Consider the following 26,277-nt stretch of genomic DNA (forward strand, 5'->3'; position numbering starts at 1 on the left):
TCATCCTTGTTCGCGTCGTTTCGCCTTATCGCGGAGACGCTGCCGGATGAACGCTCCGATATCGCCCACCACCACGAACGCAAACGCCTCCTCTTCCGGAATGAAGACGGAGAACCTGTCCTCCAGGTCGTTCATCAGCGCCATCAGCACCACGGAGTCGACGGGAAGGCTCAGTAGCGGAGTGTCAGGTCCGACCGCGTCGAGGTCGAGCTGTGCCAGATCCTCCGGGGGCAGCAGCTTGGTGAGCGCGTCTCGTAAGGCCTCGGCAATGTCGAGATCGATGGGAAGTTCAGGGACGGACTGTCTTTCGGTCATTGGTCCTCTTTCTCCAGCAGCACGCCGTCCTCGAGGTGCAGCACCCGATCGGCGATATCCGTCAGACGCAGGTCATGGGTGACGATCACCACTGCCGCCCCCTGTGTTCTCGCTGCGTCCGCGAGCTGCTCGGCCACCTTCTTGCCGGTCGCTGAATCCAGGTTCGCGGTCGGCTCATCGGCGAGCACCAGACCGGGGCGCGCTACCAGTGCGCGCGCCGCGGCGACTCGTTGTTTCTCCCCACCCGAGAGCGCCGGTGGACGGTGCTCGGTGCGGTGGGCCAATCCGAGCTCGGTCAGCAGTTCCCGTGCCCGCGACATGGCGGCGACCTTCCCGACCCCGGCATAGCGCAACGGCAGCGCCACATTCTCGGCGCTCGTCAACGCGTTCAGCAGGTTGTACTCCTGAAAGAGAAACCCGAGACGTTCCAGTCGAATACGCGCGCGCTCCCGCTCACCCAGCTCACTGACGTCCTGGCCGCCGATCCTGACCATCCCCGACCCCGGGGTCAGCAGTAGCCCCATGACCAGTAGCGCGGTGGTCTTACCTCCACCCGAGGGGCCAACCACCAACACAACCTCGCCGGGGCTGACCGTCAGGTCCAGGCCCCGGAGTGCCTGCACCGCCGCGTCGCCGCTGCCGTACTGGTGCTCCACATTCTCAAGTTGCAACACAGGATTCATCGAACTCACCTCCGGAACGCCTGTGCAGGGTCGATCCGCGTTACCCGGCGGACCGGGATTAGCGATCCGATGACGGCCATGACACCGGTGGCCGCGGCCATCGCGACGAGCATGGTGGGAGTCACCTCCACCGTGACATCTCCCAGCCGATCCTTCACCAGGAACTGCACCCCGTAGGTAACTCCCGCGCCCACCAGATACCCCAGCCCGGCGATGAGCGCCGCCTGGGTGATTACGGTGCGGCACAACTGTGCTGGACGAACGCCCAACGCGCGCAGTACCCCAAAGTCGCTCATCTGCTCGGTGGTCACCGCGAGAACGGTCAACCCCACCAGCGCCACCCCGACCAGCGCGGCGATCCCGATACGACGCGGCCGGGGGCAACCTCATCCCGTGATAGCCCGCGAAGATCTCCTGCATGAGAATCGGCATCGACCAGCCATCGAGCACAATGTGGTGATTGGTGAGCACAAACCGGTGCCGGTCGTCTCCGATGCGGATGAGCACGGCCCGAAACGCGGGCTGGTCGGCGAGATCGCAGACAGCGGTGCGTTCGGCGGCGCAGATCTGCTCAATCTGCTCGTCAACATCGAGATCTGTTTGATCAGTTGGTAACTCGATATACCGCCATGGCACCACAGGATCGGCGGGAATGATCTGCAACGGATGCTCGAACTGCTCACAGAATCGAGCCGCCAGGTGCGGATGTCTTGCTACCACTGCCTGCACCGCATCACGAAGCCGGTCCGCCTCCAGAGATCCGCTCATCGCGATATCGAACTGCACCGCATACACATCATCACCGGAGCAGTTCGCGATGCCGGCGTGGAAGAGCAATCCCTGTTGCAAAGGAGTAAGCGGTAACACGTCAGCGATCCGGAATCGACTCTGCAGACCATCGATCTGGCGCTGGCTGAGCCGAGCCGGAACGATATCCGAGGGAGTCAATCCCCCTCCACCCCTTCGCACATGTGCGCAGATACCTGCCAGGGCGTCGAACCACAGTCGGTTGATACGCATGACGGCCATGCGATCCAGCGCCGTGGGCGCCCACGTCCAGGTGGCGTTGAGGTGCGGTCCGGTGTCGGTGTCGATGGTGACCGCGTTGAGCTCCACGGTGTGTGGAAGCGCAATGGGCATTGCCCCGGCAGCTCCGGTCAAGGACAGGCCGTCTTGACTGAAGCGCCACACGTCTCCGGATGCGTAGGCTGCCGGAGCCCCCAGCCGCCCGAGATAGTTGAATCCGATTGCGGGGTCCGATCCCGGCAGATCCACCTCGGGATGGAGATAGCGCAGCAGACCATAGGTCAGACCGTCAGGTAGATCTCGAAGCTGCTCCTTGGCATCCTTGATCACCGCACCAAGCGCGGCGTCTCCGGCGACAACCTGAGTCCAGCGCAATCCACCGACTGCCAGCGACACGGGGTACTTGGTAGTGAACCAGCCCACCGTGCGCGACAAGTCGATACTTCCGGTGGCTCCGCCGGTATCGGCCAACTCCTCTTGGCGCCCATGGCCCTCCACATCGATGGCGATGGGAGCACCACCGGTACCCAAGTGCTGAGCCCACGCCAAAGCGAAGGCAATCAAAAGGATCTCCTGCACGCCTGCATGAAATGCTGCCGGCACCTCACCCAGCAGCATGTGTGTGGTCTCGGCATCCAGAAACTCGGTCAGGTATCCGGCCGTGGCGAACGTATCCTCGGCCGGTTGCGGCGCCGGCAAGCTCGACGGGATCTCCCCCACCTGGCGCCAGGCGCTCGCCTCCCCGACCACCTCGGGGCGGCGCGCGTGTTCAGCCAGTAGCTCGGCCCATCGCTGGAACGACGTCCCGGCCGGCGGTAGCAGCACCTCCTGGCCGCCGCGTAGCTGGGTCGAGGCAATAGTCAAATCCTCCAACAGAATTCGCCATGACACCCCATCGACAGCCAGATGATGCACGATCAACACCAGCTGGCTGGTGTTGATGACCCACAGCGCGCTCAGCATCACACCCGCGGCCGGGTTCAACCGCGAACGTGCCGCCACCACTGCCTCGTCGGTCAAGATGTCCACCGATTGCAGGCACTCGTGAGCATTGGCGGTGCCTGGATCAGGCACCGTCAACGACCAGCCGCCCTCCCCGTCGTCCTCCGCACGCAGCCGCAGCATGCCATGTCGATCCAGGAGAGCCTGCAACATGATGACCACGGCTGCCTCTGTGACACCTGTCGGTGATTGCAGCACTACGGTCTGGTTGAACTCGTCAATCGGACCGTCAATTCCCTTTAGCCACTGCATTATCGGTGTCGCGATGACTGCGCCGAGTCCCTGGTCTGCTATGCCACCGGTACCATCGGCCATCCTGACCACCCTCGCCAGCCGGGCTACGGTCTGCTGGACAAAGATGTCGCGCGGGCGACCGACCAGACCCGCGCCGTGGGCCCGCCACACCACCTGAATGGCCGAAATACTGTCGCCGCCGAGATCGAAGAACGAATCGTCAACCCCGACCCGGTCCAGGCCCAGAACTTGGGCATAGATCCCGGCCAGGATCTCTTCGACCAGGGTCGCCGGGGCGCGGTAATGGTCGATATCGGTGTATTCCGGTGCGGGTAAGGCCTTTTTGTCGAGCTTCCCATTGACCGTCAAGGGCAAGATCGACAAGGCGACCACCGCGGCCGGCACCATGTAACTGGGAAGACGCTCTCCCAGTTCGGCGCGAATCTTGCCTGCGTCTGCGGAACCGGTGATGTAGCCAACCAGGCGCTTGTCTCCGGGGCGGTCTTCACGGGCGATCACGACAGCCTGCTCAACACCGGCCAAAGCCATGAGGGCCGTCTGGATTTCACCCAGTTCGATGCGATGCCCGCGAACCTTCACCTGTTCATCGGCGCGCCCTGCGTACTGCAGCTGACCGTCATGTCCCCAGCTCACCAAGTCTCCGGTGCGGTACATCCGCGACCCTGGTACCCCCAGCGGGCACGCCACGAACCGGGCAGCAGTCAGGCCTGTCCTGCCCACATATCCATAGCCCAGCCCGGCACCCGCCACGTACAGCTCGCCGACCACACCAACCGGCACCGGGCGCAGCCACTTGTCCAGCACAGAGAACGCCAGGTGCGCCAGCGGCCCACCTATCGGGCTGACCGCGTCGTCAAGATCAGCGGCCGTGATCTCCCGGAACGAGGCATGCACCGTCGTCTCGGTGATCCCATACATGTTGATCAGCCGCGGCAAGACCGGATGCCGGTCCAGCCACTGCTTCAATCGCTGCGGTTCCAGAGCCTCTCCGCCGAAGACCACTATCTCGATACCGAGCTGACCCGCGGGCTCGGCGCCCATAGCGTCCACGGTTTGCAGCGCGTAGAACGCCGACGGCGTCTGACTCAACACGCTGACCTGCTCGTCGACCAGCAGGGCGTGGAACTCCTCCGGCGACCGCACCACAGTCTCGGACACGATCACCAACCGCCCGCCATGAAGCAAGGCGCCGAAGATCTCCCATACCGAGAAGTCGAAAGCCAACGAGTGGCTCTGCGCCCATACCTGACCGGCCGATAACTCAAGATCGGCGTCCAGCGCTCGCAGCAGGCTGGTCACATTCCGATGCGGAATGGCCACACCCTTGGGCACGCCCGTCGTACCCGATGTGTAAATCACGTAGGCGATGTCCTCTGCTGCCGGTCCCAACGACGGCGCACCGACGGGCTGGACACCGAGGACCGGATCGTCGATGTCGATGACCACAACTCCGCACCCATCCAACCGATCCGCGAGCTCGCTGGTTGTCACGACAACAACCGGACCGGCATCAGCGACCACAAATTCCATCCGGGTATCAGGCACCGCCGGATCGATCGGCACATAGGCCGCGCCGGTCTTGAGCACCCCTAAGATCGCCACGATTGCCTCAACTGACCGCGAGAACAGTAGCGCCACCCGCTCCCCCGGGCCCACACCATATTGGACCAGTAGGTGCGCCAACCTATTCGACGCTTCATCCAGTTCCCGGTATGACATATGACTGCCGTCAAAACAGACCGCCACCGCACCCGGCACACGAGAGACCTGCTGCGCGAACAAGGCTGGGATGGACACCGAGATCTCGGGCCTGACCAACTCTGCCCGGTTACCCCAGCCGTCCAACTGTGCGAGCTCCACGGCGTCGAGCAGGTCGATCGTCGACAGCGGCCGTGTCGCATCGGAGGTCATCGCCTCGAGTAACCGTCGCAGCCGGTCGATCATGGTCCCGATGCTGCCGGCGTCGTACACGTCGGTACGAAACTCAACCGTCCCCGAAATCCCTGCGGCCTCGCCTGATTCGTTCCAGGATTCCGACAACGAGAACGACAGATCCATGCGGGCCGAGTGCGTATCCAGCGGTAGCTGACTGAGCTGCAGATCTCCCAACGCCAATCCACTGCGAGACTCGCTGATCTGTCCGGGCAGGTTCTGCCATGCCAGCATCACCTGCACCAACGGATGATGTGTCAGGGATCTGGCCGGGTTCAATCGCTCGACGAGTACCTCGAAGGGCACGTCCTGGTTCTCGAAAGCACCCAAACTGCGTGCGCGTACCTGCTCCAGCACCTCAGTGACACTGGGATCTCCCGCGAGCTCCACCCGCAGCACCAGCGTGTTCACGAAGAACCCGACCAGCTCATCCAGCGCTGGATCACGGCGTCCGGCGATCGGAAATCCCACCGCTACATCAGAACTCGCGCTGAGCTTGGAGAACAGTACTGCAAGCGCCGCCTGCATGACCATAAAGCTGGTGGCGTTGTGTTCGCGCGCCAGACGATTAATGCGCTGTTGCAGATCGGCCGACCAGTTCACGTCGACTCGGGCACCACGTTGATCGGCGACCAAAGGATACGGGCGATCGGTCGGCAGCATCAGACGTTCCGGCATACCGGCCAGTGTTTTCTCCCAGAACGCCAGCTGTCGGGAGATCCGGCTGCCGCCGTCATCGAGTACACCCAATTGTGCACGCTGCCATAGCGTGTAATCGGCGTACTGGACCGCCAACGGTTTCCAATCGGGAGCCTGACCTGCACACCGGGAGGCGTAGGCCACGCCCAGGTCGGTCACCAACGGCGTCATCGACCAACCGTCTGCGGCAATATGGTGCACCACCGCCACGAGCACGTGCTCCTCGTCAGCGATGCGGAAAAGCCCTGCCTTCACGGGGATCTCGGTCGCAAGGTCGAAATTGTGCCGCGCCAATTCCGCTATCGACACTTCCAGCCCGTCCGCCGGCCATTCGGTGACGTCCACGACATCCCAGCTGAATTCGATCTCCTCGACCGCGACGACCAACTGCAGCGGTTTCCCGTCCACCGCCGGGAACAACGTACGCAGACTCTCATGACGGTCCACCACGTCCACGAACGCTGCGCCTAGCGCCTCTGCATCCAGCGGCCCCTGCAGGCGCAGCGCCACGGCCAGGTTGTACACCGGTGAAGGACCGTGTAATTGGTCGATGAACCATAGTCTGCTTTGCGCAAATGACAGCGGCATCGACGCCGGTCGCTCGGCAGCGACCAAGGGCTGCAGTCGACGATCATCCCCACCGATCAGGAGCATCAACTGCGCGACCGTCGGGGCATCGAACACCGCGCGCTCGTCCAGGCCCGCATCCATGGATCGGTTGAGCGCGGCGACCAAGCGCATCGCCAGCAGTGAATCACCACCCAGGTCGAAGAACGAATCATCGACCCCTACGCGGTCCAGGCCCAGAATTTGAGCATAGATTCCGGCCAGGATCTCCTCGGTGGGACTGACCGGGGCCCGGTACTGATCAACGGACTGATATTCCGGCGCCGGTAGACCTTTCTTATCGAGTTTTCCGTTGACGGTCAGGGGGAAACTCGACAGCGCGACCACCGCGGCGGGCACCATGTAAGTCGGCAACCTGTCGGCCAGTGCGGCACGCAACTCCGTAGGGTCGGCAGTACCGATGATGTAGGCGACCAACCGTTTGTCGCCCGGACGGTCCTCCCGAGCGATCACCACAGCCTGCTCGACGCCATCCAGAACCGTTAATACCGACTGTATTTCACCGAGTTCGATCCGATGACCACGGATCTTTACCTGCTGGTCGGCGCGGCCCAGATATCGCAGTTGTCCATCGGCTCCCCAACACACCAGGTCTCCGGTGCGGTACATCCTGGCGCCCGATTCTCCGAATGGACAGGCCACAAAGCGGGTCGCGGTCAGGGGCGCCCTTCCCAGATAGCCACACCCCAAGGCCGCACCGGCCACGTACAACTCGCCGACCACATCAACAGCGACCGGCTGCATCCAGTCATCCAGAACCGCGAATGCGAGATGCTCCAGGGGTACGCCGATCGGACTGTCCGACCCATCGACGTCCTCGGCGGTGATCTCACGGAACGAGGCATGCACCGTCGTCTCGGTGATCCCGTACATGTTGATCAATCGGGGCGATCGCGGATGGTCCTCGAACCACGCCTTCAGGCGGTTCGGCTCCAGAGCCTCCCCACCGAATACGACCGCCGCTGGACCTAGCTGACTTCCCCGCGGCCTGCTCGCGTCCACGGTCTGTAACGCATAGAATGCTGATGGAGTCTGACTCAACACACTGACCTGCTCATCAACCAGCAAGTCGTGGAACTGCTCGGGTGAACGCACCACCGAATCCGAAACCACTACCAGCCGCCCGCCATGCAGCAGAGCGCCGAAGATCTCCCATACCGAGAAGTCGAAAGCCAACGAATGACACTGTGACCAAACCTGTCCCGGCAACAACTGAAGATTTGCGTCAATGGCTCGAATCAGTCGTGTCACGTTGTGATGCGCAATGGCAACACCTTTCGGAACGCCGGTGGTTCCCGAGGTGTAGATCACGTAGGCAATATCCTCGCCGCTGAGCACCACCGACGTTGGCCCTTCGCCAACCGCGCCGGTCTCGGCATTCGCCGGCATGTCACCCACATCGATGACCGCTAACCCGCGACCGTTCAGGCGGTGCGCCAGATCGCCGGTGGTCACCGCGAGCACCGGCGATGCATCGGTCAGTACGAACTCCAGCCGCGCGTCGGGCACCGCGGGATCAATCGGCACGTAAGACGCGCCCGCCTTCAGCACCCCCATGATGGCCACGACCGCCTCGACCGATCGTGAGAACAGCAGAGCTACCCGCTGGCCCGGCCGCACACCATGTGCAATAAGCCAGTGTGCCAATCGATTCGAAGCCTCGTCGAGCCCGCGATACGACACGTGGCTGCCATCGCAACTCGCCGCGACCGCACTCGGGTGCAGCGCCACCTGCTCGGCGAACAACTCCGGAATCGACGCAGAGATCACGCGCCGATCCAACGCCGCACGGTTACCCCACGCATCCAGCTCTGTGCGCTCACACGTATCGCCCAGATCCATGGACAACAAGCGCCTGGTGGCATCGGCCTTCACTATTGCTGCACCTCCCCCGTCATCGCCTCCAGCACCCGCTGGAACCTCTCGACGATCTTCTGTACCCGGCTCACACCGAACAGTCCGGTATCGAATTCGACCCGCAGGAACAGTTCGTTTCCGGGCATGGCCTGCAGGGTCAGCGGGTAGTGGTTGTACTCGCGGCCGCTGACTTCGGTGATCGTCAACCCGTCGGCCATCGTTGCCGCCACCGCCTCCACCGGATAGTTCTGGTAGACGAACAGCGTGTCGAACAACTGATCGTGACCGCTGGCATGGTGTATCTCGCTGAGAGCCAGGTGCTGGTGGTCAAGGGTGGCGCTGTGTCGCCGCTGCAGATCATCCAACAGGTCGGCAATGGTGGTGTCCGGCGTGATCGTTGCCCGCACCGGCACGGTGTTGATCAATAGACCCACCATCGAATCTGCACCTGCCACCTCCGCCGACCGCCCCGAAACCGCTACCCCGAATGCGACATCGTGCCGGCCCGTCAGCCACATCAGCACCTGTGCCCAGGCAGCTTGCAGCACGGTGTTGACGGTGGTGTGTTCCGAGCGCGCCAATTCGGTAACGGCCCTTGTCGTCTCGGCAGGTAGCCGGTACGTCTCGGTGGCACGCGGTCCCGGTGTCATCCGGCCCCGGGGCGCGACCAGCGCGGGGGTGTCGAAGCCGGCGAGCACTTCACGCCAGGCTTGTCGCGCGCCCTCAAGGTCTCGTTCGGCCAGCCACGTGACGAACCTGCGGTACGACCCGGCAGCAGGGAGACGCTGCCCGTAGTAGCTCGCGAAGATCTCCTGCAGCAGGATGGGCAGCGACCAGCCGTCTAGGACGATGTGGTGATAGGTCATGACGAATCGATGCACGCCATCGGATACGCGAATCAAGGCCGCCCGGAACGCCGATTGATGAATCAGGTCGCAGACCGATACACGTTCGGCGGCGCACAGCTCCCGCAATCTCGTATCGATATCCGTTCGTTCCGTGCGCATATCAACGTACTGCCAGGGCACGCTGGGCTCTGCCGGGATGATCTGCACCGGCTCGTCGAATCGTTTGTCGAAGCGGGCCGCAAGGTTGGGATGCCGGTTGATCACCGTGCATACCGCCTCGCGTAACCGGTTGGAATCGAGCGGGCCCGTCACGGTGACATCGAGTTGCATGGCATAGACGTCGTCCTGGTTTCCGCGAGCCGCGTTGGCCTGGAACAACAGTCCGCGCTGCAGGGGTGTCAGCGGCAGCACATCGGCGATCAGATGATCTCGACCAAGTTCATCGATCTCCAGCTGGGTAAGCCGGGCGGGGTTGATGTCCGACGGTGTGAGACCGCCGCCGCCACCACGCACATGTGCACAGATCCCGGCCAAGGCGTCGAACCATAGCCGGTTGAGTCGGCCGACCTGAGAGTCGTCCAACGCCGAGGGAGCCCACGTCCAGCTGGCATAAAGACTTGGACCGAAATCTGTTTCGACGGTGCTCGCATTGAGTTCCAGCGTGTGCGCCAGCGGCATGGGTATTGCGGCAGCCGCGGCGGACACCGCCGCGCCGCCGGGACTGATCTGCCAGAGCTCGGAAGTGGGCACGGACTGCGCGGTGTCGGCCGCACCGAGTCTGCCGAGATAGTTGAATCCGATGGTCGGGTCCGACCCGGATAGGTCAACGTCCGGATTGAGGTAGCGCAGCAGTCCGTACGTCATGCCTTCGGGCAGCGCACGCAGTTGTTCCTTGGCGTCCTTCACCACCCGCCCGAGCGCCTGATCTCCGGCCACGACCTGTTCCCAGCGCAACCCGCCCACGGATCGTCCGACCGGCCCCGCGACACTCAATGCCACCGGATACTTGGTGGTGAACCAGCCCACAGTGCGCGACAGATCGACGTTGGGGCCGGTGTCCCCCAGTTCCTCGACGCGGCCATGTCCCTCGACATCGATGCCTACCGGCAAGGTGATACCCAGGAACTCCGTCAATGCCAACGCATACGCGATGAGCAGTATGTCTTGAACCCCGGCATGGAACGCTGCCGGAACCTCACCGAGGAGGGCGCGGGTCGTCTCAACATCCAGTGACTCCGTGAGATGCCCAGCGGCAGCGTACGTGTCCAGGCCGGCCCGCACCGAGGGCAGTGCCGACGGCGTTGTCAGCACTCGGCACCAGATATCGGCCTGGTCCACAACGGTCTTGGCGTGCGCGTGATCATCGATCAGCGCGGCCCACCGGCCGAAGGAGGTTCCGGTCGTCGGCAGCGTGACGGGTTGCCCATGACGATGCTGGGCCCAGGCGATGTTGAGATCTTCAAGCAGAATCCGCCAGGACACCGCGTCGACGGAAAGATGATGGATAGTCAAGACCAGCTGGTTCGTGGATGTCACCCATAGCGCGCTGACCATCTCTCCGGCAGACGGATCCAACCGCGACCGGGCTGCCGTCAACGCCTCGTCCGACAACGTATCCACAGATCTGAGATGTGCTGTCAGTGAAGGCTTTTCGGGAACATGGAGGACCCAGCCCCCGGCATCGTCCACCTGCACGCGTAGTCGCAGCATGGCGTGCCGGTCAAGCAGGGCACCCAAGACCATCGCCACATCGGACTCGGCGACTCCCGGCGGGGCTTGGATCACTACCGTCTGGTTGAACTGGTCGATCGGGCCGCCGGTCCTTTCGACCTCACAGAGCCACCGCATGATCGGGGTCGCGGGCACCGGCCCGATACCCTCGTCCGCCGGGCCCACGTCGTCGCCGGACAACCCGACGACCTGAGCCAGCCGCGCCACGGTCTGTTCCACGAAGATGTCGCGCGGGCGACATGTCACACCGCATGCGCGTGCCCGGGCGACAACCTGCATGGACAAAATGCTGTCTCCACCGAGGTCAAAGAACGAGTCATCGACTCCAACTCGATCGAGCCCGAGCACTTGGGCGTAGATGCCTGCCAGTGTCTCCTCGATCGCGTCGGCCGGGGCACGGTACCGATCGACATCCTGATACTCCGGTTCCGGCAACGCGCGGGTGTCCAGCTTGCCGTTCACCGTCAAAGGCAACGCGTCCAGGACGACGATCACGCTCGGTACCATGTACCCGGGTATGTTGTCTGCCAATCTATTTCGGAGTGCGGCCGAGTCCACCGCACCCTTCTCCGATTCGGTGACATAACCGACAAGCCGCCTGATCCCCGGTTGGTCCTCGCGGGCGATCGCGACCGCCTGAGATACCTCCGCCAGGGCTGACAAAGCGGCTTGCACCTCGCCGAGCTCGATGCGGTACCCGCGGATCTTCACCTGATCATCGGCGCGCCCGAAATACTGCAGCTGCCCATCGGGACGCCAGGTCACCAGATCGCCGGTGCGGTACATACGCGCACCGGGTTCGCCGAATGGGCAGGCCACGAAGCGCGATGACGTCAGTCCCGATCTGCCCAGGTAACCGCAGGCCACACCATCACCGGCTACGTACAACTCGCCGACCACGCCGACCGGCACCGGGCGTAGCCACTCGTCGAGCACGAACAGCGCCGAGGTCGCGACGGGCGCACCGATCGGCGCGGCACCGGACCCGGCCTTCAACGGTGCACTCATCGACGCGTACACCGTGATTTCGGTGGGGCCATAGGCGTTGATCACCGTCCGCCCAGGTGCCCAGCGATCCACTACCTCGCCCGGGCAGGCCTCACCGCCGAGAAGCAGCGCAATCGACTCCAGCCCATCCGCCGGCAATGACCCAGCCGCAGAGGGAGTCTGGGTGAGCACGTTGACCTGCTCGCTGACCAACAGTGCGTGGAATTCCTCGGGTGCACTAACGACGGACTCGGGCACGATCACCAGACGTGCGCCATCGAGCAACGCGGCCCAGATCTCCCACACCGAGAAATCAAATGCGTAGGAATGACACTGAGTCCACACCTGGTCCGGCGGCAGGCAAGCGGGCGTCGAGCGCGCCAGGTGGGTCAGATTGTGATGCGTAACGGCCACACCCTTGGGTACCCCGGTGGTTCCCGAGGTGTAGATGAGGTAGGCGATGTCCTCCGGAGCCGCGGCCCGCAGCGCGGTACCGAGCTTAGCGTCCGCCAGGGTGTCATCGAGATCGGACATATCGCCGACATCGATGACCACCAACCCGCGACCGTCCAACCGCTCGGCCAGACCGCCGGTGGTCATCGCGACGACGGGCGCCGCGTCGGCCAACATGAACTCCATCCGGGCCGCAGGCGCCGCCGGGTCGATCGCGAGATATGCCGCACCGGACTTCAGTACTGCCAGCATGGAGACGATCGCTTCGGCGGATCGCTCCATCAGCAGCGCAACGCAACCTCCAGGCCCCGCGCCCTGCGCGATTAGCATGTGCGCCAAGAGATTTGCAGCACTGTCGAGTTGCCGATATGTCATCGAACGTACGCCGTCGGTGATCGCGACCGACTCGGGTGCGCGCGTCACCTGCTCGCCGAACAACTCGGGGACCGACACCGGGGCACTTCCCGTTCGGCACAACATCGCTCGATTACCCATCACGTCAAGGCGAGTGTGTTCCTCACTATCAACCACATCGATCGATGACAGATGCTGATCCACATCGGTGGTCATCGCCACCAGCACCCGTTCGAACCGATTGATCAGTGTTTCGATGCTGGCCCGGTCAAACACATCGGTGCGGAACTCCACCGTCCCGCCGATCCCGGCAGGATCACCGGTGTGCGTGCGGCGTTCGGCCATGGAGAAGCTCAGATCCATGCGGGCTGTCTGGGTGTCCGCCGCCATCTGGGTCACCGTTAGATCACCGAGTGCCAGTCCTGGTCCGGTCTCGCCGCCACCTTGTCCGGGGACGTTCTGCCACCCCAGCGCCACCTGGACCAGCGGGTGGTGGGTCAATGACCGAGTGGGATTGAGCCGATCGACGAGCACTTCGAAAGGCACGTCCTGGTTTTCGTAGGCAGCCAGGCTCCGTCCTCGCACCTGGGCAAGCAGCTCTGCCACCGTCGGATCACCAGTCAAGTCCACCCGTAATACCAGGGTGTTGACGAAGAATCCGATCAGCTCATCGAGAGCAGGGTCGCTGCGCCCCGCAATCGGGAATCCGACGGCGACATCAGTGCTTCCACTGAGCTTGCCCAGCAGCACCCCGAGGGCGGCCTGCAGCACCATGAAGCTAGTCGCGTTGTGTTCCCTTGCCACCCTGGCGATCTGCTGCTGTAGCGTGACAGGCCAGTCCAGGGACACGGTGTCACCCCGCTGGTCCGCAGCCGGCGGGTAGGGCCTGTCGGTCGGCAACTCGATGCGCTCGGGCATGCCCGACAGCGCCTCCTGCCAGTGCGCCACCTGCGTCGCTATGCGGCTGCCACCGTCATCAAGATCACCCAGTTCGGTGCGCTGCCACAGCGTGTAGTCGACGTACTGGACCGCCAAGGGTGCCCATCCGGGGGCCTGTCCCGCGGACCGGCTGGCGTAGGCCACTCCCAGATCGGCCACCAGCGGCGTGATCGACCAGGCGTCCGCTGCAATGTGGTGTACAACCGCGGCCAGCACATGTTCGTCACCGGTGATGCGGAAAAGCTGTGCTCGCAATGGTATTTCGGTGGCCAGGTCAAATGTGTGGCGCGCCGCCTCACCGATGGCCTCTTGCAGTTGACCCGCCGACCAACCGGTGGCATCGACGACGTGCCAGCCGAACTGCGCGTGCTCGGATGGCAGGATCCGCTGCTGCGGCACTCCCGCTGCCGCCTGAAACAGCGTGCGCAGACTCTCGTGGCGGGCCACCACATCGGCCAGCGCCGCGCTCAGCGCGTCGACATCCAGATTCCCGCTGATCCGAAGAGCCGTCGCCATGTTGTAAACCGGTGAGGGCCCTTGCAATTGGTCCAGGAACCACAACCGAGACTGGGCAAACGACAGTGGAACCTCCGCGGGACGCTCGACCGCGACCAACGGGGAGACGGTGTGCGACTTTCCGGCGATGCGCGGTGCCAATTGGGCCACGGTGGGCGCCTCGAACACGGTACGCACCGAGATGGCGGTATCTAAGTCGGCGTTGATCGCGGCGATCAGACGCATCGCGGACAGCGAGTCCCCACCCAGATCAAAGAAGGAGTCGTCGACTCCGACACGTTCGACGTCCAGCACCCGTGCGTAAATTCCGGTCAGGATCTCCTCGGTAGGAGTGCCGGGCGCACGGTAGTGATCGATGTCGTGATACTCCGGTGCGGGCAAGGCGCGGGTGTTGAGCTTGCCGTTGGTGGTCATCGGCAACGTCTCGAGTACGACAACCGCAGCCGGAACCATGTAGGCCGGTAGTTGCTCGGCCAACTGGGTGCGCAACTTGGCAGGGTTCGTTGTTCCGGTTACGTAGCCGACCAGACGCTTGTCTCCGGGGCGGTCCTCTCGTGCGATCACCGCTGCGCGCTCGACGCCGTCCAACCCCGCCAATACCGTCTGGATTTCGCCGAGTTCGATGCGGTATCCGCGAATCTTGACCTGCTCATCGGCACGGCCCAGGTAATCCAATTGCCCGTCGGCGCGCCAACGCACCAGATCGCCGGTGCGATACATCCGCTGCGGCGCTGTTCCCGCGCCGACAAAAGGGCACGCCACAAAGCGTGAGGCCGTCAAACCGGTCCGGCCCACATACCCGACGCCCACACCCCGACCAGCGATGTACAACTCGCCGACCACACCGGGTGGTACCGGACGTAACGCGCCGTCCAGCACGAACATCGCCGCGCCCTGGACCGGCACACCGATCGGGGGCGCCCCCGTGCCGACCGCCAAAGACGCTGTCCTGGAGGCACAAATTGTGGTCTCGGTCGGCCCGTAGGCGTTGACCATGCACCGTCCGGCCGCCCAGCGGTCCACCACCTCACCCGAACAAGGCTCACCGGCCACCAACAAGGACACCGATCCCAAGGACTCGGGTGCCAGCATCGCGACGGCCGAGGGGGTCTGGCTCAACGCGCTGACCTGTTCGTTCACCAATAGGGCGGTGAGGTCTTCGGGTGATCGTGTCACCGACTCCGGCACGACCACCAGCCGGCCTCCGTGTAGCAGCGCTCCCCAGATCTCTTCGACCGATGCGTCGAAGGCGTAGGAGTGCCACTGCGCCCAGACCCCGCCCGCCAGGAAAGTTTCTTGTGTCCCTAACAACTGGGTCACGTTGTGGTGCGTGATTGCAACGCCTTTGGGCACGCCAGTGGTTCCCGAGGTGTAGATGATGTAGGCGATATCGTCCGGGCTGGGTACCTGTCGTGCGGACTCCGCGGCAGGGGCGGCGAAATCAGCGCTATCGCAGATGTCCATGACCACTAGGTCATAACCGGCCATCCGATCGGCCAGCCCCGCTGTTGTCAGTGCGACGACCGGTGCAGCGTCGGCGAGCATGAACTCGATCCGCGCGTCGGGCAGCGCGGGGTCGATCGGCAGGTACGCGGCCCCGGTCTTGAGCACAGCCAGCATCGCCACGATCGCTTCCGCGGAGCGCTCAGCCAGCAGCGCCACACATCCGCCCTGGCGCACTCCATGTGTGGTGAGGCGGTGTGCCAACCGATTTGCGGCATCGTCGAGTTCCCGGTAGGTCATGCCGCGTCCGTCGAAACTGATCGCGACAGACTCCGGCGTGCGCATGGCCTGTTCGGTGAACAACGCCGGAATTGACATCGGGAGCGGTGCCGGGGCCGCCAAAACCGCCCGGTTGCCCCAGTTGTCGATACGGGCGTGTTCTGGCTCGTCCAGCAGATCAATGGCCGAAAGTCGCTGGGCGGGATCGGCTGTCATCGCCGCCACGACTCGCCGCCACCGTTCGACCAGTGTTTCGATGCTGGACGTGTCGAACACGTCGGTGCGGAATTCGACCGCACCGCCGATACCTGCGGGTTCACCGGCCTGGGTCCAGCGCTCTCCCAACGAGAACGTCAGGTCCATCCGGGCGGTCTGGGTGTCCACGGTCAGCGGGGAGACCTGTAGATCACCAAGACGCAGTCCGCCAGCAGGGCCGGTGTCTTGCCACGGCAGGTTCTGCCAGGCCAGCGCGACCTGCACGAGCGGGTGGTGAGTCAGGTTCCGGACGGGATTGAGCCGCTCCACCAGAACCTCGAAGGGAACGTCCTGATGCTCAAACGCTGCCAGACTGCTCTGCCGCACCTGCGCCAACAACTCTGCCACGGTGGGGTCACCGGCCACATCGACGCGCAGCACCAGGTTGTTGACAAAGAATCCCACCAGCTCGTCCAGTGCCGGGTCGCGGCGCCCGGCGATCGGGAAGCCCACGGCCACATCGGAAGTTCCGCTGATCCGGGAAAGCAGCACGGCCAGCGCCGCCTGCATCACCATGAAGCTGGTCGCTCCGTGCTCACTCGCCGCCGCGCGCACTTGCTGCTGTAATTCGGCCGGCCACTGGACCAGCACGGTGGCGCCGCGCTGATCGGCTACCGGCGGATAGGGCCGATCGGTGGGCAGCGCCACTCGATCAGGGAGACCCGCCAGGGCGTCTTCCCAATAGGACAACTGCGCGGCGATGGCACTGTCGCTGTCGTCGAAATCGCCCAGCTGCGCACGCTGCCACAGCGTGTAATCCGCATACTGCACCGCCATCGGCTCCCAATCGGGAACTGTGCCGCCGCATCGGCTCGCGTACGCCACGCTCAGATCACGCACCAGCGGGGTGAGGGACCATCCGTCAGCAGCAATGTGATGTACCACGGCCACCAACACGTGCTCGTCCGCGGTAACGCGGAAAAGCGTAGCTCGCAAAGGAATTTCGGCGGCGAGGTCAAAACTGTGACAAGCCGCGGATGCCACGGCCTCGTCCAGTCGGCTCGGCGACCACGTCGTGGCATCAACGACATCCCAGCCGAACTCTGCCTCGTCGGCGGGCATCACGACCTGCCGAGGAACTCCATCGGGCGCCTCGAAGCGTGTGCGCAGGCTTTCATGTCGGCCGATCAGGTCCGCCAGTGCCGCCCCCAGTGCGCTGGTATCCAGGCGCCCATGTAGCCGCAGACCCACCGGCATGTTGTAAACCGGTGAGGGGCCTTGTAGTTGATCGACAAACCACAATCGATTTTGGGCGAACGAGAGTGGAATGACCGAAGGACGATCTTGCCTCACCAACGGGTCCAGCCGACCCGTGCCCGCACCGATACGCGGGGCCAACTGGCCAACGGTGGGCGCTTCGAAGACCGCGCGCGCGGAAAGATCCGTATCCAGGTTGGCATTGATCGCCGCAACCAGACGCATGGTCGAGACCGAATCGCCGCCGAGGTCAAAGAAGGAGTCGTCAACTCCCACACGTTCCACATCGAGGACGCGGGCGAAGATTCCGGTGAGAATCTCTTCGACCGCCCCTGCCGGAGCACGGTATTGATCGACATCCTGGTAGTCCGGTGCCGGTAGTGCCCGCGTATCGAGCTTGCCGTTGACCGTCATCGGCAATGTCGGCAGGGAGACCACCGCGGCGGGCACCATGTAGCCCGGCAGCCGATCGGCCAACGCGTTGCGTGCGGTGACCGCATCGGCGCTCCCGGTGATGTAACCGACCAGGCGCTTGTCTCCCGGGCGGTCCTCGCGGGCGATCACCGCCGCCTGCTCCACGCCCGGCAGCGCGATCAGCGCCGACTGGATTTCGCCAAGTTCGATGCGGTATCCGCGAATCTTGACTTGCTCATCGGCGCGGCCCAGGTAGTCCAATTGCCCATCGGCGCGCCAACGCACCAGATCGCCGGTGCGGTACATGCGTGTTCCGGGCTCACCGAACGGGCAGGCCATGAACCTCGACGCGGTGAGGCTCGAGCGGCGCCAATACCCCATGCCGACCCCCGCACCGGCCAGATACAACTCACCGACCACGCCTTGGGGTACCGGCCGCAACCACTCGTCCAGCACGAAGAACGCCGCCCACGCCGTCGGTGACCCGATCGGCGGTGCCCCCTCTCCTGCGGAGAGGGGTGCGCTGGCGCACAACCACATCGTGGTCTCCGTGGGACCGTAGACGTTGACCATGACCCGGCCCGGCGCCCAGCGATCCACCAATGCAGGTGGGCAAGGCTCCGCGCCGATCACCAATGACGCCGCCTCCAGGCCATCCACGGGCAGCATCGACACCGCCGACGGGGTTTGTGTCAGCACAGTCACCTGTTCGCGCATCAGCAGCTCGTGGAACTCCTGCGGCGAGCGGGCCACCGATTCGGGCACCACAACCAACCGCCCCCCGTGCAGCAGGGCCCCCCAGATCTCCCACACCGAGAAGTCGAACGCATACGAGTGGAACTGCGTCCACACCTGTTCCGGCCCCAGCGGCACGCCGATCCGCAGCGAGTCGAACAGCTGGGTCACGTTGCGCTGCGTTACCGCAACGCCTTTGGGCAGCCCGGTAGTACCCGAGGTGTAAATGATGTGTGCCATGTCGTCCGGGGCCGGAGCCGGCAGAGGGGTACTCGGCTGGGCGGCGACTGCCGGGTCATCGACATCGAAGACTGCCAGGCCGTGTCCGGTGAAGCGGTCGAGGAACGTGGTCGTGGTGACGGCCACGATCGGCCCAGCGTCAGACAACATGAACTCGACACGAGCCTGTGGCAGCGCCGGATCGATCGGCAGATAGGCCGCGCCGGTCTTGAGTACTGCCAAGATCGCCACGACCGCCTCGGCGGAACGCGAGAACATCAATGCCACCCGCTGGCCGGGGCCTACTCCTTCGCCAATAAGCCTGTGCGCCCACTGATTCGCGGACTCCTCCAGCTCCCGATACGTCAACGTCCGGTTGCCGCAGACCAGCGCCACCGCCCCTGGAACACGCGCCACCTGAGCGGCAAACAGCTCCGGCACTGTCGCCGACTCGGGCAGATCGGTCAGCACGGTCCGGTTGCCCCACTGCTGCAGACGGGTGCGCTCGGTTCCGTCCAGCATCTGCAACGAGGACAACGACCGACCTGGCTCGGCCGTCATCGCTACCAGCACCGCCTCCATCCGGCGGGCGAGGGCTTCGATCTCGGCCGGTTCGATGACTGCGGTGTCGTATTCGATACGCAGACGCAGTTCCTCACCGGGTATCGCTTGCATCGTCAGCGGATAATCGGTCGATTCGTGGGTGGTGATCTCGGCGATGCTGATCCCGTCAGCACCTGACAATGCGCCGCCGTCCACCGGGTAATTCTCAAATACGAACAGGGTGTCAAAGAGTCGATCATGGTCAACGACTCGGTGGATCTCACTAAGCGAGAGATGTTGATGATCAAGCGTCTTGGCGTAGGAACATTTTAATTGATCGAGCAGATCGACGGTGGTCGTCCGCGCGGTGATGTCCGCACGCACTGGCACCGTGTTGATCAGCAGGCCCACCATCGACTCTGCGCCTGCTACTTCGGTCGGTCGTCCGGACACCACGGTGCCGAAGGCAACGTCGTGCTGGCCGGTCAACGCGGTGAGCAATAGCGCCCAGGCGCCCTGCAACACAGTGTTGACGGTGGTGTGCTGCGATCGCGCTAACTCTCCAACTGCCCGAGTGGTGTACGCGGGCACCCGATAGGTACGCATCCCCCGTTGCCCCGGAACGGATTTCTGCGCCGTCGCGACAAGAGTTGGTGTGTGGAAACCCGCCAATACCTCACCCCACGCGGCGTGAGCAGCGGCCTGATCCCGGTCGGCCAGCCAGCTGATGAAGCTCCGGTACGGCGTGGCGGTCGGCAGCCGATGCCCGCGATAACTGGCGAAGATCTCGTGCAACAAGATCGGCAACGACCAGCCATCGAGGACGATGTGGTGATTGGTGAGTACAAATCGGTGCCGATCATGTGCGGTGCGAATCAAGGCCACCCGGAAGGCCGGCGGATCGGCCAAATCGCACACTGCGGCACGTTCAGCGGCACACACCCGCTGGACTTGCCCTTCGGTTTCGGCACTGAGAAATTCGATCTCGGTGTCGATACCCAGATCGACATATCGCCACCCCGCGATGGGATCCACGGGGATGATCTGTACCGGCTGGTCGAACTGCCCGCAGAATCTGGCCGCCAGGTGAGGGTGGCGGCCTACCACCGTTTGCACCGCATCATGTAGCCGATGCCGATCGAGTGGGCCGTTGACCGCGATGTCCAACTGCACCACGTACAGATCCTCGGGCCCGCCACCCGTACCGCTGTGAAAGATCAGGCCCTGCTGTAATGCACTCAACGGCAGCACATCTGCTATCCGGTACTGCTGCTGTAACACGTCGAGCTGCCGCTGGCTCAGTCGAGCCGGCGTGATATCCGACGGGGTCAGCCCACCCCCACCGTGTCGCACGTGCGCACAGATGCCGACCAGTGCGTCGAACCACAGTTGGCTCAAACGGGTGGCCTGAGCATGGTCGAGCACTGACGATGCCCACGTCCAGTTGGCTTGTAACCGTGGCCCGGTACCGGTGTCAAGGACGCCGGCGTCGAGTGCCACGGTATGGGTCAACGGCATCGGAATCACCGCAGCGGCACCGGCCGACGACATGCTCTGGGCGGCGATCCGCCACATACCATCGGATGATTCGGTACCCGCACCGCCCAGCCGACCCAAATAGTTGAACGCGATCGCCGGGTCGGCGGTATCCAGGTCGATGTCGGGGTTCAGGTAGCGCAGCAGGCCGTAGCTCAGTGCATCCGGCAGCGAACGAATCTGCTCCTTGGCGCCCTTGATCACCGCACCCAACGACACATCACCGGCCACCACCTGCGACCAGGACAGACCACCCACCGCCAACGCCACCGGGTACTTGGCAGTGAACCACCCCACCGTGCGCGAGAGATCGACGCCGGCGGCGAGATCCTCGTGGCGCCCATGTCCTTCGACGTCGATACCGACCGGCGCAGCCCCGGTACCCGAGAATTCTGCCACCGCCAGACCAAGTGCGATCAACAGGATGTCTTGCGGCCCCGCATGGAACGCGGAGGGAACGTCGCCAAGAAGCGCTCTAGTAGTGGCGGTGTCGAGCGATACCGACAGTTGCCCGGCATTCTCGTGGGTGTCGATCCCGGGGCGTGCCACCGGTAACACCGCAGGGGTCTGCGCCACCCGTCGCCATGTCTGCGCTTGCTGCTCGACCTCGGGACTGCGCGCATGCACATTCAACAGCTCGGCCCATCGCTGGAACGACGTCCCCGTGCGCGGTAGTACCACGGGTTGCCCGCCGCCATGCTGCGCCCATGCAATATTGATGTCTTCCAAAAGAATTCGCCACGAGACCCCATCAACGGCGACGTGATGGACGATCAGCGCGAGCTGTGCGGTCGAGGCCACCCACAGCGCGTTTACCATGACTCCTGCCGCCGGGTTCAGCCGCGACCGCGCCCCGACCAACTCCTCATCGGACAACGCATCCACCACCTGCAGGCACTCTCGCGCCTGAACCGCGCCCGGGTCGGTCACCGTCAAGGACCATCCGCCCATGCCATCGTCTTCGACACGGATACGCAGCGCCGCATGACGATCCAGCAAGGCCTGCAGCACCGTCACGACGTCGGCCTCGGTGATATCGGCGGGGGCCTGCAGCACTACCGCCTGATTGAACTCACCAATTGGGCCATCAATATCGTTTAGCCACCGCAAGATTGGAGTGGCCGGAACCGGCCCAACCCCTTCATCGATCGGTCCGCGGGTGTCTGTGGCCACATCGACGACGCGCGCCAACCGGGCAACGCTCTGCTCAACGAAGACATCGCGCGGCCGGCACACCAGGCCTGCCACCCGGGCCCGCGACACCACCTGCATGGACAGAATACTGTCGCCGCCCAGATCGAAGAACGAGTCATCGACGCCGACCCGCTCCAGGCCCAGCACCTGAGCGTAGATATCCGCGAGAACCTCTTCGACGGCGTCTGCCGGGGCGCGATACCGTTCGTGGTCAAGGTAATCGGGCGCCGGAAGGGCGCGGGAGTCGAGCTTTCCGTTGACCGTCAACGGCATGGCGTCCACGACCACGATCGCCGCGGGCACCATGTAGGCCGGCAGACGGTCGGCCATCGCGTGACGCAGGTCGCCAGGATCGGCAGTGCCGGTGATGTAGCCCACCAGACGCTTATCCCCCGGCCGATCCTCGCGTGCGATCACCACTGCCTGCCCGACATCGCCCAGGGCCGCTAGAACGGCCTGCACCTCGCCGAGTTCGATGCGATGACCACGGATTTTGACCTGCTCGTCGGCCCGCCCGCGATAGTGCAACTGCCTGTCTGATCCCCAGCACACCAGGTCCCCGGTGCGATACATCCGACGCGCCGGCATTCCCGCGCCGACAAACGGACAGGCCACAAAACGGGACGCGCTCAAGCCGGTTCGGCTCACGTAGCCGTAGCCCAATCCCGCACCGGCCACATACAGTTCACCGATCACACCCGCTGGGACCGGACGCAGCCATTCGTCGAGTACAAAGAGCGCGGCTTCGGGTACCGGCGAACCGATCGGCACACCCTGCCCGACTTGTAGTGGTGCGCTGATCGCCACACACATCGTGGTCTCGGTGGGTCCGTAGGCATTGATCATCACCCGCCCGGGCGCCCACTGATCGACCACTTCCGGCGGGCAGGCTTCACCAACGACCACCAGCGCCGCCGATTCCAGACCTTCTCGTGGTAACACGCCTACCGCCGAAGGTGTTTGAGTGATCACGCCGACGCGCTGACGAACCAGCAAGGCATGGAAGTCCTCCGGCGAGTTCGTCACCTCCTCCGGGACCACCACAACCTGTCCGCCCCGCAGCAGCGCACCGAAGATCTCCCACACCGAAACGTCGAATGCCAGGGAATGCGCCTGCGACCAGACTCCGGAGTGCGGCAACCCGACGTCGAGCGTCTCGAGAAGCTGCGTCACGTTGTGATGGCTGAGCGCCACGCCCTTGGGCACGCCCGTCGTGCCCGAGGTGTAGATCAGATATGCGATATCGTCCGCGCCCGGCATGGGCAGCGTCCTGCAGAGCTCAGCCGCATCGGAATCGGCATCGAGATTGTCGATATCGATGATCGTCAGGCCATCGCGATCCAGCCGATCGGCCAGATCGGCGGTGGTCACCGCCACCGCCGGCCCGGCGTCGGCCAACACGAACTCCAACCGCGCATCGGGCACCGACGGATCGACCGGCAGATACGCGGCTCCGGTCTTGAGAACGGCCAGGATGGCCACAATGGCCTCGGCCGACCGATTCAACAACAGCGCGACATACTGCCCCGAGCCCACACCCCGCTTGATCAGCAAGTGCGCCAATCGATTCGCGGAATCATCGAGCTCGCGGTAAGTCAATGAACTCACGCCGTGAGTCACCGCGACCGCTTCGGGAGTGCGCATCACGTGCTCGTGGAAAAGCTCGGGAATCGACACCGGTCGCGGCGCATGCCTCAGCAGCGACGCGTGGTTGCCCAGTGCGGCAAGACGATCATGCTCAGCCTCATCGAGTACGTTCACCGACGACAACCGCATCATCGGGTCTGCCGTCATGGCCGTCAGCACGCGCTGAAGCCGCTCTACCAGCACCGTGATCGATTCGGCGTCAAACACGTCGGTGCGGAACTCGACCGTCCCACCGATTCCCGCTGGTTCACCGGACTTCGTCCGGCGTTCGGCGAGCGAGAAGTTCACGTCCATTCGTGCTGTGTGTGTTTCCACCGGCATCGAGGTGACACGCAGATCGCCCAGCACCGCGTTGGCCGCTGAATCATTGATGTCTTGCCCGGCGACGTTCTGCCAGGCCAACGCCACCTGAATCAGCGGGTGATGCGACAGGGAACGGGTCGGGTTCAGTCGCTCGACGAGTACCTCGAACGGCACGTCCTGGTGTTCGTAGGCGGCTAGGCTGCGTGCGCGCACCTGCGCCAGAACCTCGGAGACGGTGGGGTCGCCGGTTAGGTCGACCCGCAGCACCAACGTGTTGACGAAGAACCCGACCAGTTCATCGAGCGCTGGGTCACGGCGTCCGGCGATGGGGAAGCCCACCGCCACATCAGAACTGGAGCTGAGGTTGGACAGAAGAGCCAGCAGTGCCGCCTGCACCACCATGAAGCTGGTCGCGTTGTGTTCGCGAGCCACCCGCGCAACCTGCTGCTGCAACTCGACGGGCCAGTCGATCGCGATGGTCGCCCCGTGGTGCTCGGCCACCAGTGGGTACGGCCGATCCGTGGGCAGGGCGATGCGTTCGGGCATCCCGGTCAACGCCCCTTGCCAATAGGCGAGCTGTCCCGCGATGCGGCTGTCGCCGTCCTCAAGATCCCCGAATTGTGCACGCTGCCAAAGGGTGTAATCGGCATATTGCACCGACAGATCAGTCCAACCCGGAGTCCGTCCCAGGCACCGCGCGGTATAGGCCACCCCCAGGTCGGCGACTAACGGGGTGATCGACCAGCCATCGGCAGCGATGTGGTGCACCACCGCAGCGAGCACGTGCCTTTCCTCGGAAATGCGGAACAGTGTTGCCCGTAAGGGGATCTCGGTGGCCAGATCGAAAGTATGCCGTGACGCTGCGTCCACGGCCCGCTGAAGCTGTGAGACGGTCCAGTCTGCCGCGTCGACGATCTGCCAGCCGAAATCGGCGCTGCCCGAATCCCGCACCACCTGGCGAGGGACGCCACCGGGGGCGACGAACACGGTGCGCAAGCTCTCATGACGCCCCACCACATCAGCCAGCGCCGCACCCAACGCGTCGACATCGAGTGTTCCGTCCATCCGGAACGCAGCCGTCATGTTGTAGACCGGGGACGGTCCCTGCAACTGATCCAGAAACCACAGTCGCGATTGGGCGAATGACAACGGAACGGCAGCGTGCCGCTCGACTGCCACCAACGGCTCCAGTCGCGCCTCTTCCCCACCGATGCGACCGGACAACTGTGCAGCCGTCGGCGCATCGAACAAGTCGCGCACGGCAATACCGGCGTTCAGTGACTTGTTGATCGCGGCAATCAGACGCATCGCGGACAGCGAGTCTCCGCCCAGGTCAAAGAATGAGTCATCAACGCCAACACGCTCGAGTCCCAGGGCACGAGCGAAGGCGTCGGTCAGGATCTCCTCGACGGGGCTCGCGGGTGCCCGATAGTGGTCACCGCCGAGGTATTCCGGTACCGGTAGTGCACGGCGATCAAGCTTGCCGTTGACTGTCAGTGGCAACGCATCTATCGCCACAACCGCGGTCGGCACCATGTAGCTCGGCAGCCGCTCGGCCAGCAATGTCCGAATCTGGCTCGGGTCGGCGGTACCGGTGATGTACCCGACCAGACGCTTCTGTCCGGGTTCATCTTCACGAGCGAGGACCGCGGCCTGAGACACTCCGTCGAGTGCCGCCAGTGCCGCCTGGACTTCACCAAGCTCGATGCGATAACCGCGAATCTTGACCTGTTCGTCAGCGCGCCCCAGGTAGTGCAGCTGTCCATCCGCGCTCCACCGCACCAGATCTCCGGTGCGATACATGCGCGCACCGGGCTCACCGAACGGGCAGGCCACAAACCGAGAAGATGTCAAACCTGAACGGCGCCAGTAGCCCAGACCCACACCGCGGCCCGCGACATACAACTCACCGACCACCCCTGGCGCCACCGGACGCAACCACCCATCCAGCGCGAACAGCGCCGCACCCGATGCCGGTGCGCCGATCGGCACCGCAGACCCGGTGGTGAGCGGTTCGCTCAGCGATGCGTACACCGTGGCCTCGGTCGGGCCGTAGGCGTTGATCATCACGCGTCCAGGTGCCCAGCGCTCCACCAGCTCCGGTGGACAAGCCTCTCCCGCCACCACCAGCGCCGTCGAGTCCAGTCCCAGTGGCGAGATCATGCCCGCCGCCGACGGGGTTTGGCTCAACACCGTCACCTGTTCGGCGACAAGCAAGGCGTGGAAGTCTTCGGGCGATGCGGAGACTGGTTCGGGCACCACCAATAGGCGCGCCCCATGCAGCAGTG

Annotated in this window: 3 protein-coding genes (1 of these 3 running past the window's edge); all 3 read right to left on the reverse strand. The window is 64.2% G+C overall.

All coding sequences use genetic code 11. The features are described 5' to 3' along the window. Tightly spaced (each overlapping or abutting the next), the 3 genes in view from BB28_RS23390 to BB28_RS23400 form a layout consistent with a single transcriptional unit that may run on beyond the window. On the reverse strand, window positions 1–315 hold the full coding sequence (locus BB28_RS23390) for an acyl carrier protein (protein WP_046255266.1): 315 nt from the start codon (window positions 313–315) through the stop codon (window positions 1–3). Continuing rightward, window positions 312–8,414, reverse strand: a complete 8,103-nt coding sequence (locus BB28_RS23395) for a non-ribosomal peptide synthetase (RefSeq protein ID WP_081252320.1) — start codon at window positions 8,412–8,414, stop codon at window positions 312–314. Before BB28_RS23395 ends, BB28_RS23390 begins: the two co-directional genes overlap by 4 nt. Continuing rightward, window positions 8,414–26,277, reverse strand: partial view of a non-ribosomal peptide synthase/polyketide synthase gene (locus BB28_RS23400; RefSeq protein WP_046255267.1) — the 3' portion only. Its footprint extends 6,532 nt past the window's final position; 17,864 of the gene's 24,396 nt are visible here — the last part of the coding sequence; its start codon lies off the right edge, out of view — the gene reads right to left on this strand; the stop codon is at window positions 8,414–8,416. Before BB28_RS23400 ends, BB28_RS23395 begins: the two co-directional genes overlap by 1 nt.

The sequence above is a fragment of the Mycobacteroides chelonae CCUG 47445 genome (genome assembly GCF_001632805.1).
GTDB lineage: Bacteria > Actinomycetota > Actinomycetes > Mycobacteriales > Mycobacteriaceae > Mycobacterium > Mycobacterium chelonae.

What these genes read in the sequence shown, in the direction of transcription:
- BB28_RS23390 (WP_046255266.1), bottom strand. Translation starts at nt 315, where the DNA reads ATGACCGAAAGACAGTCCGTCCCTGAACTTCCCATCGATCTCGACATT.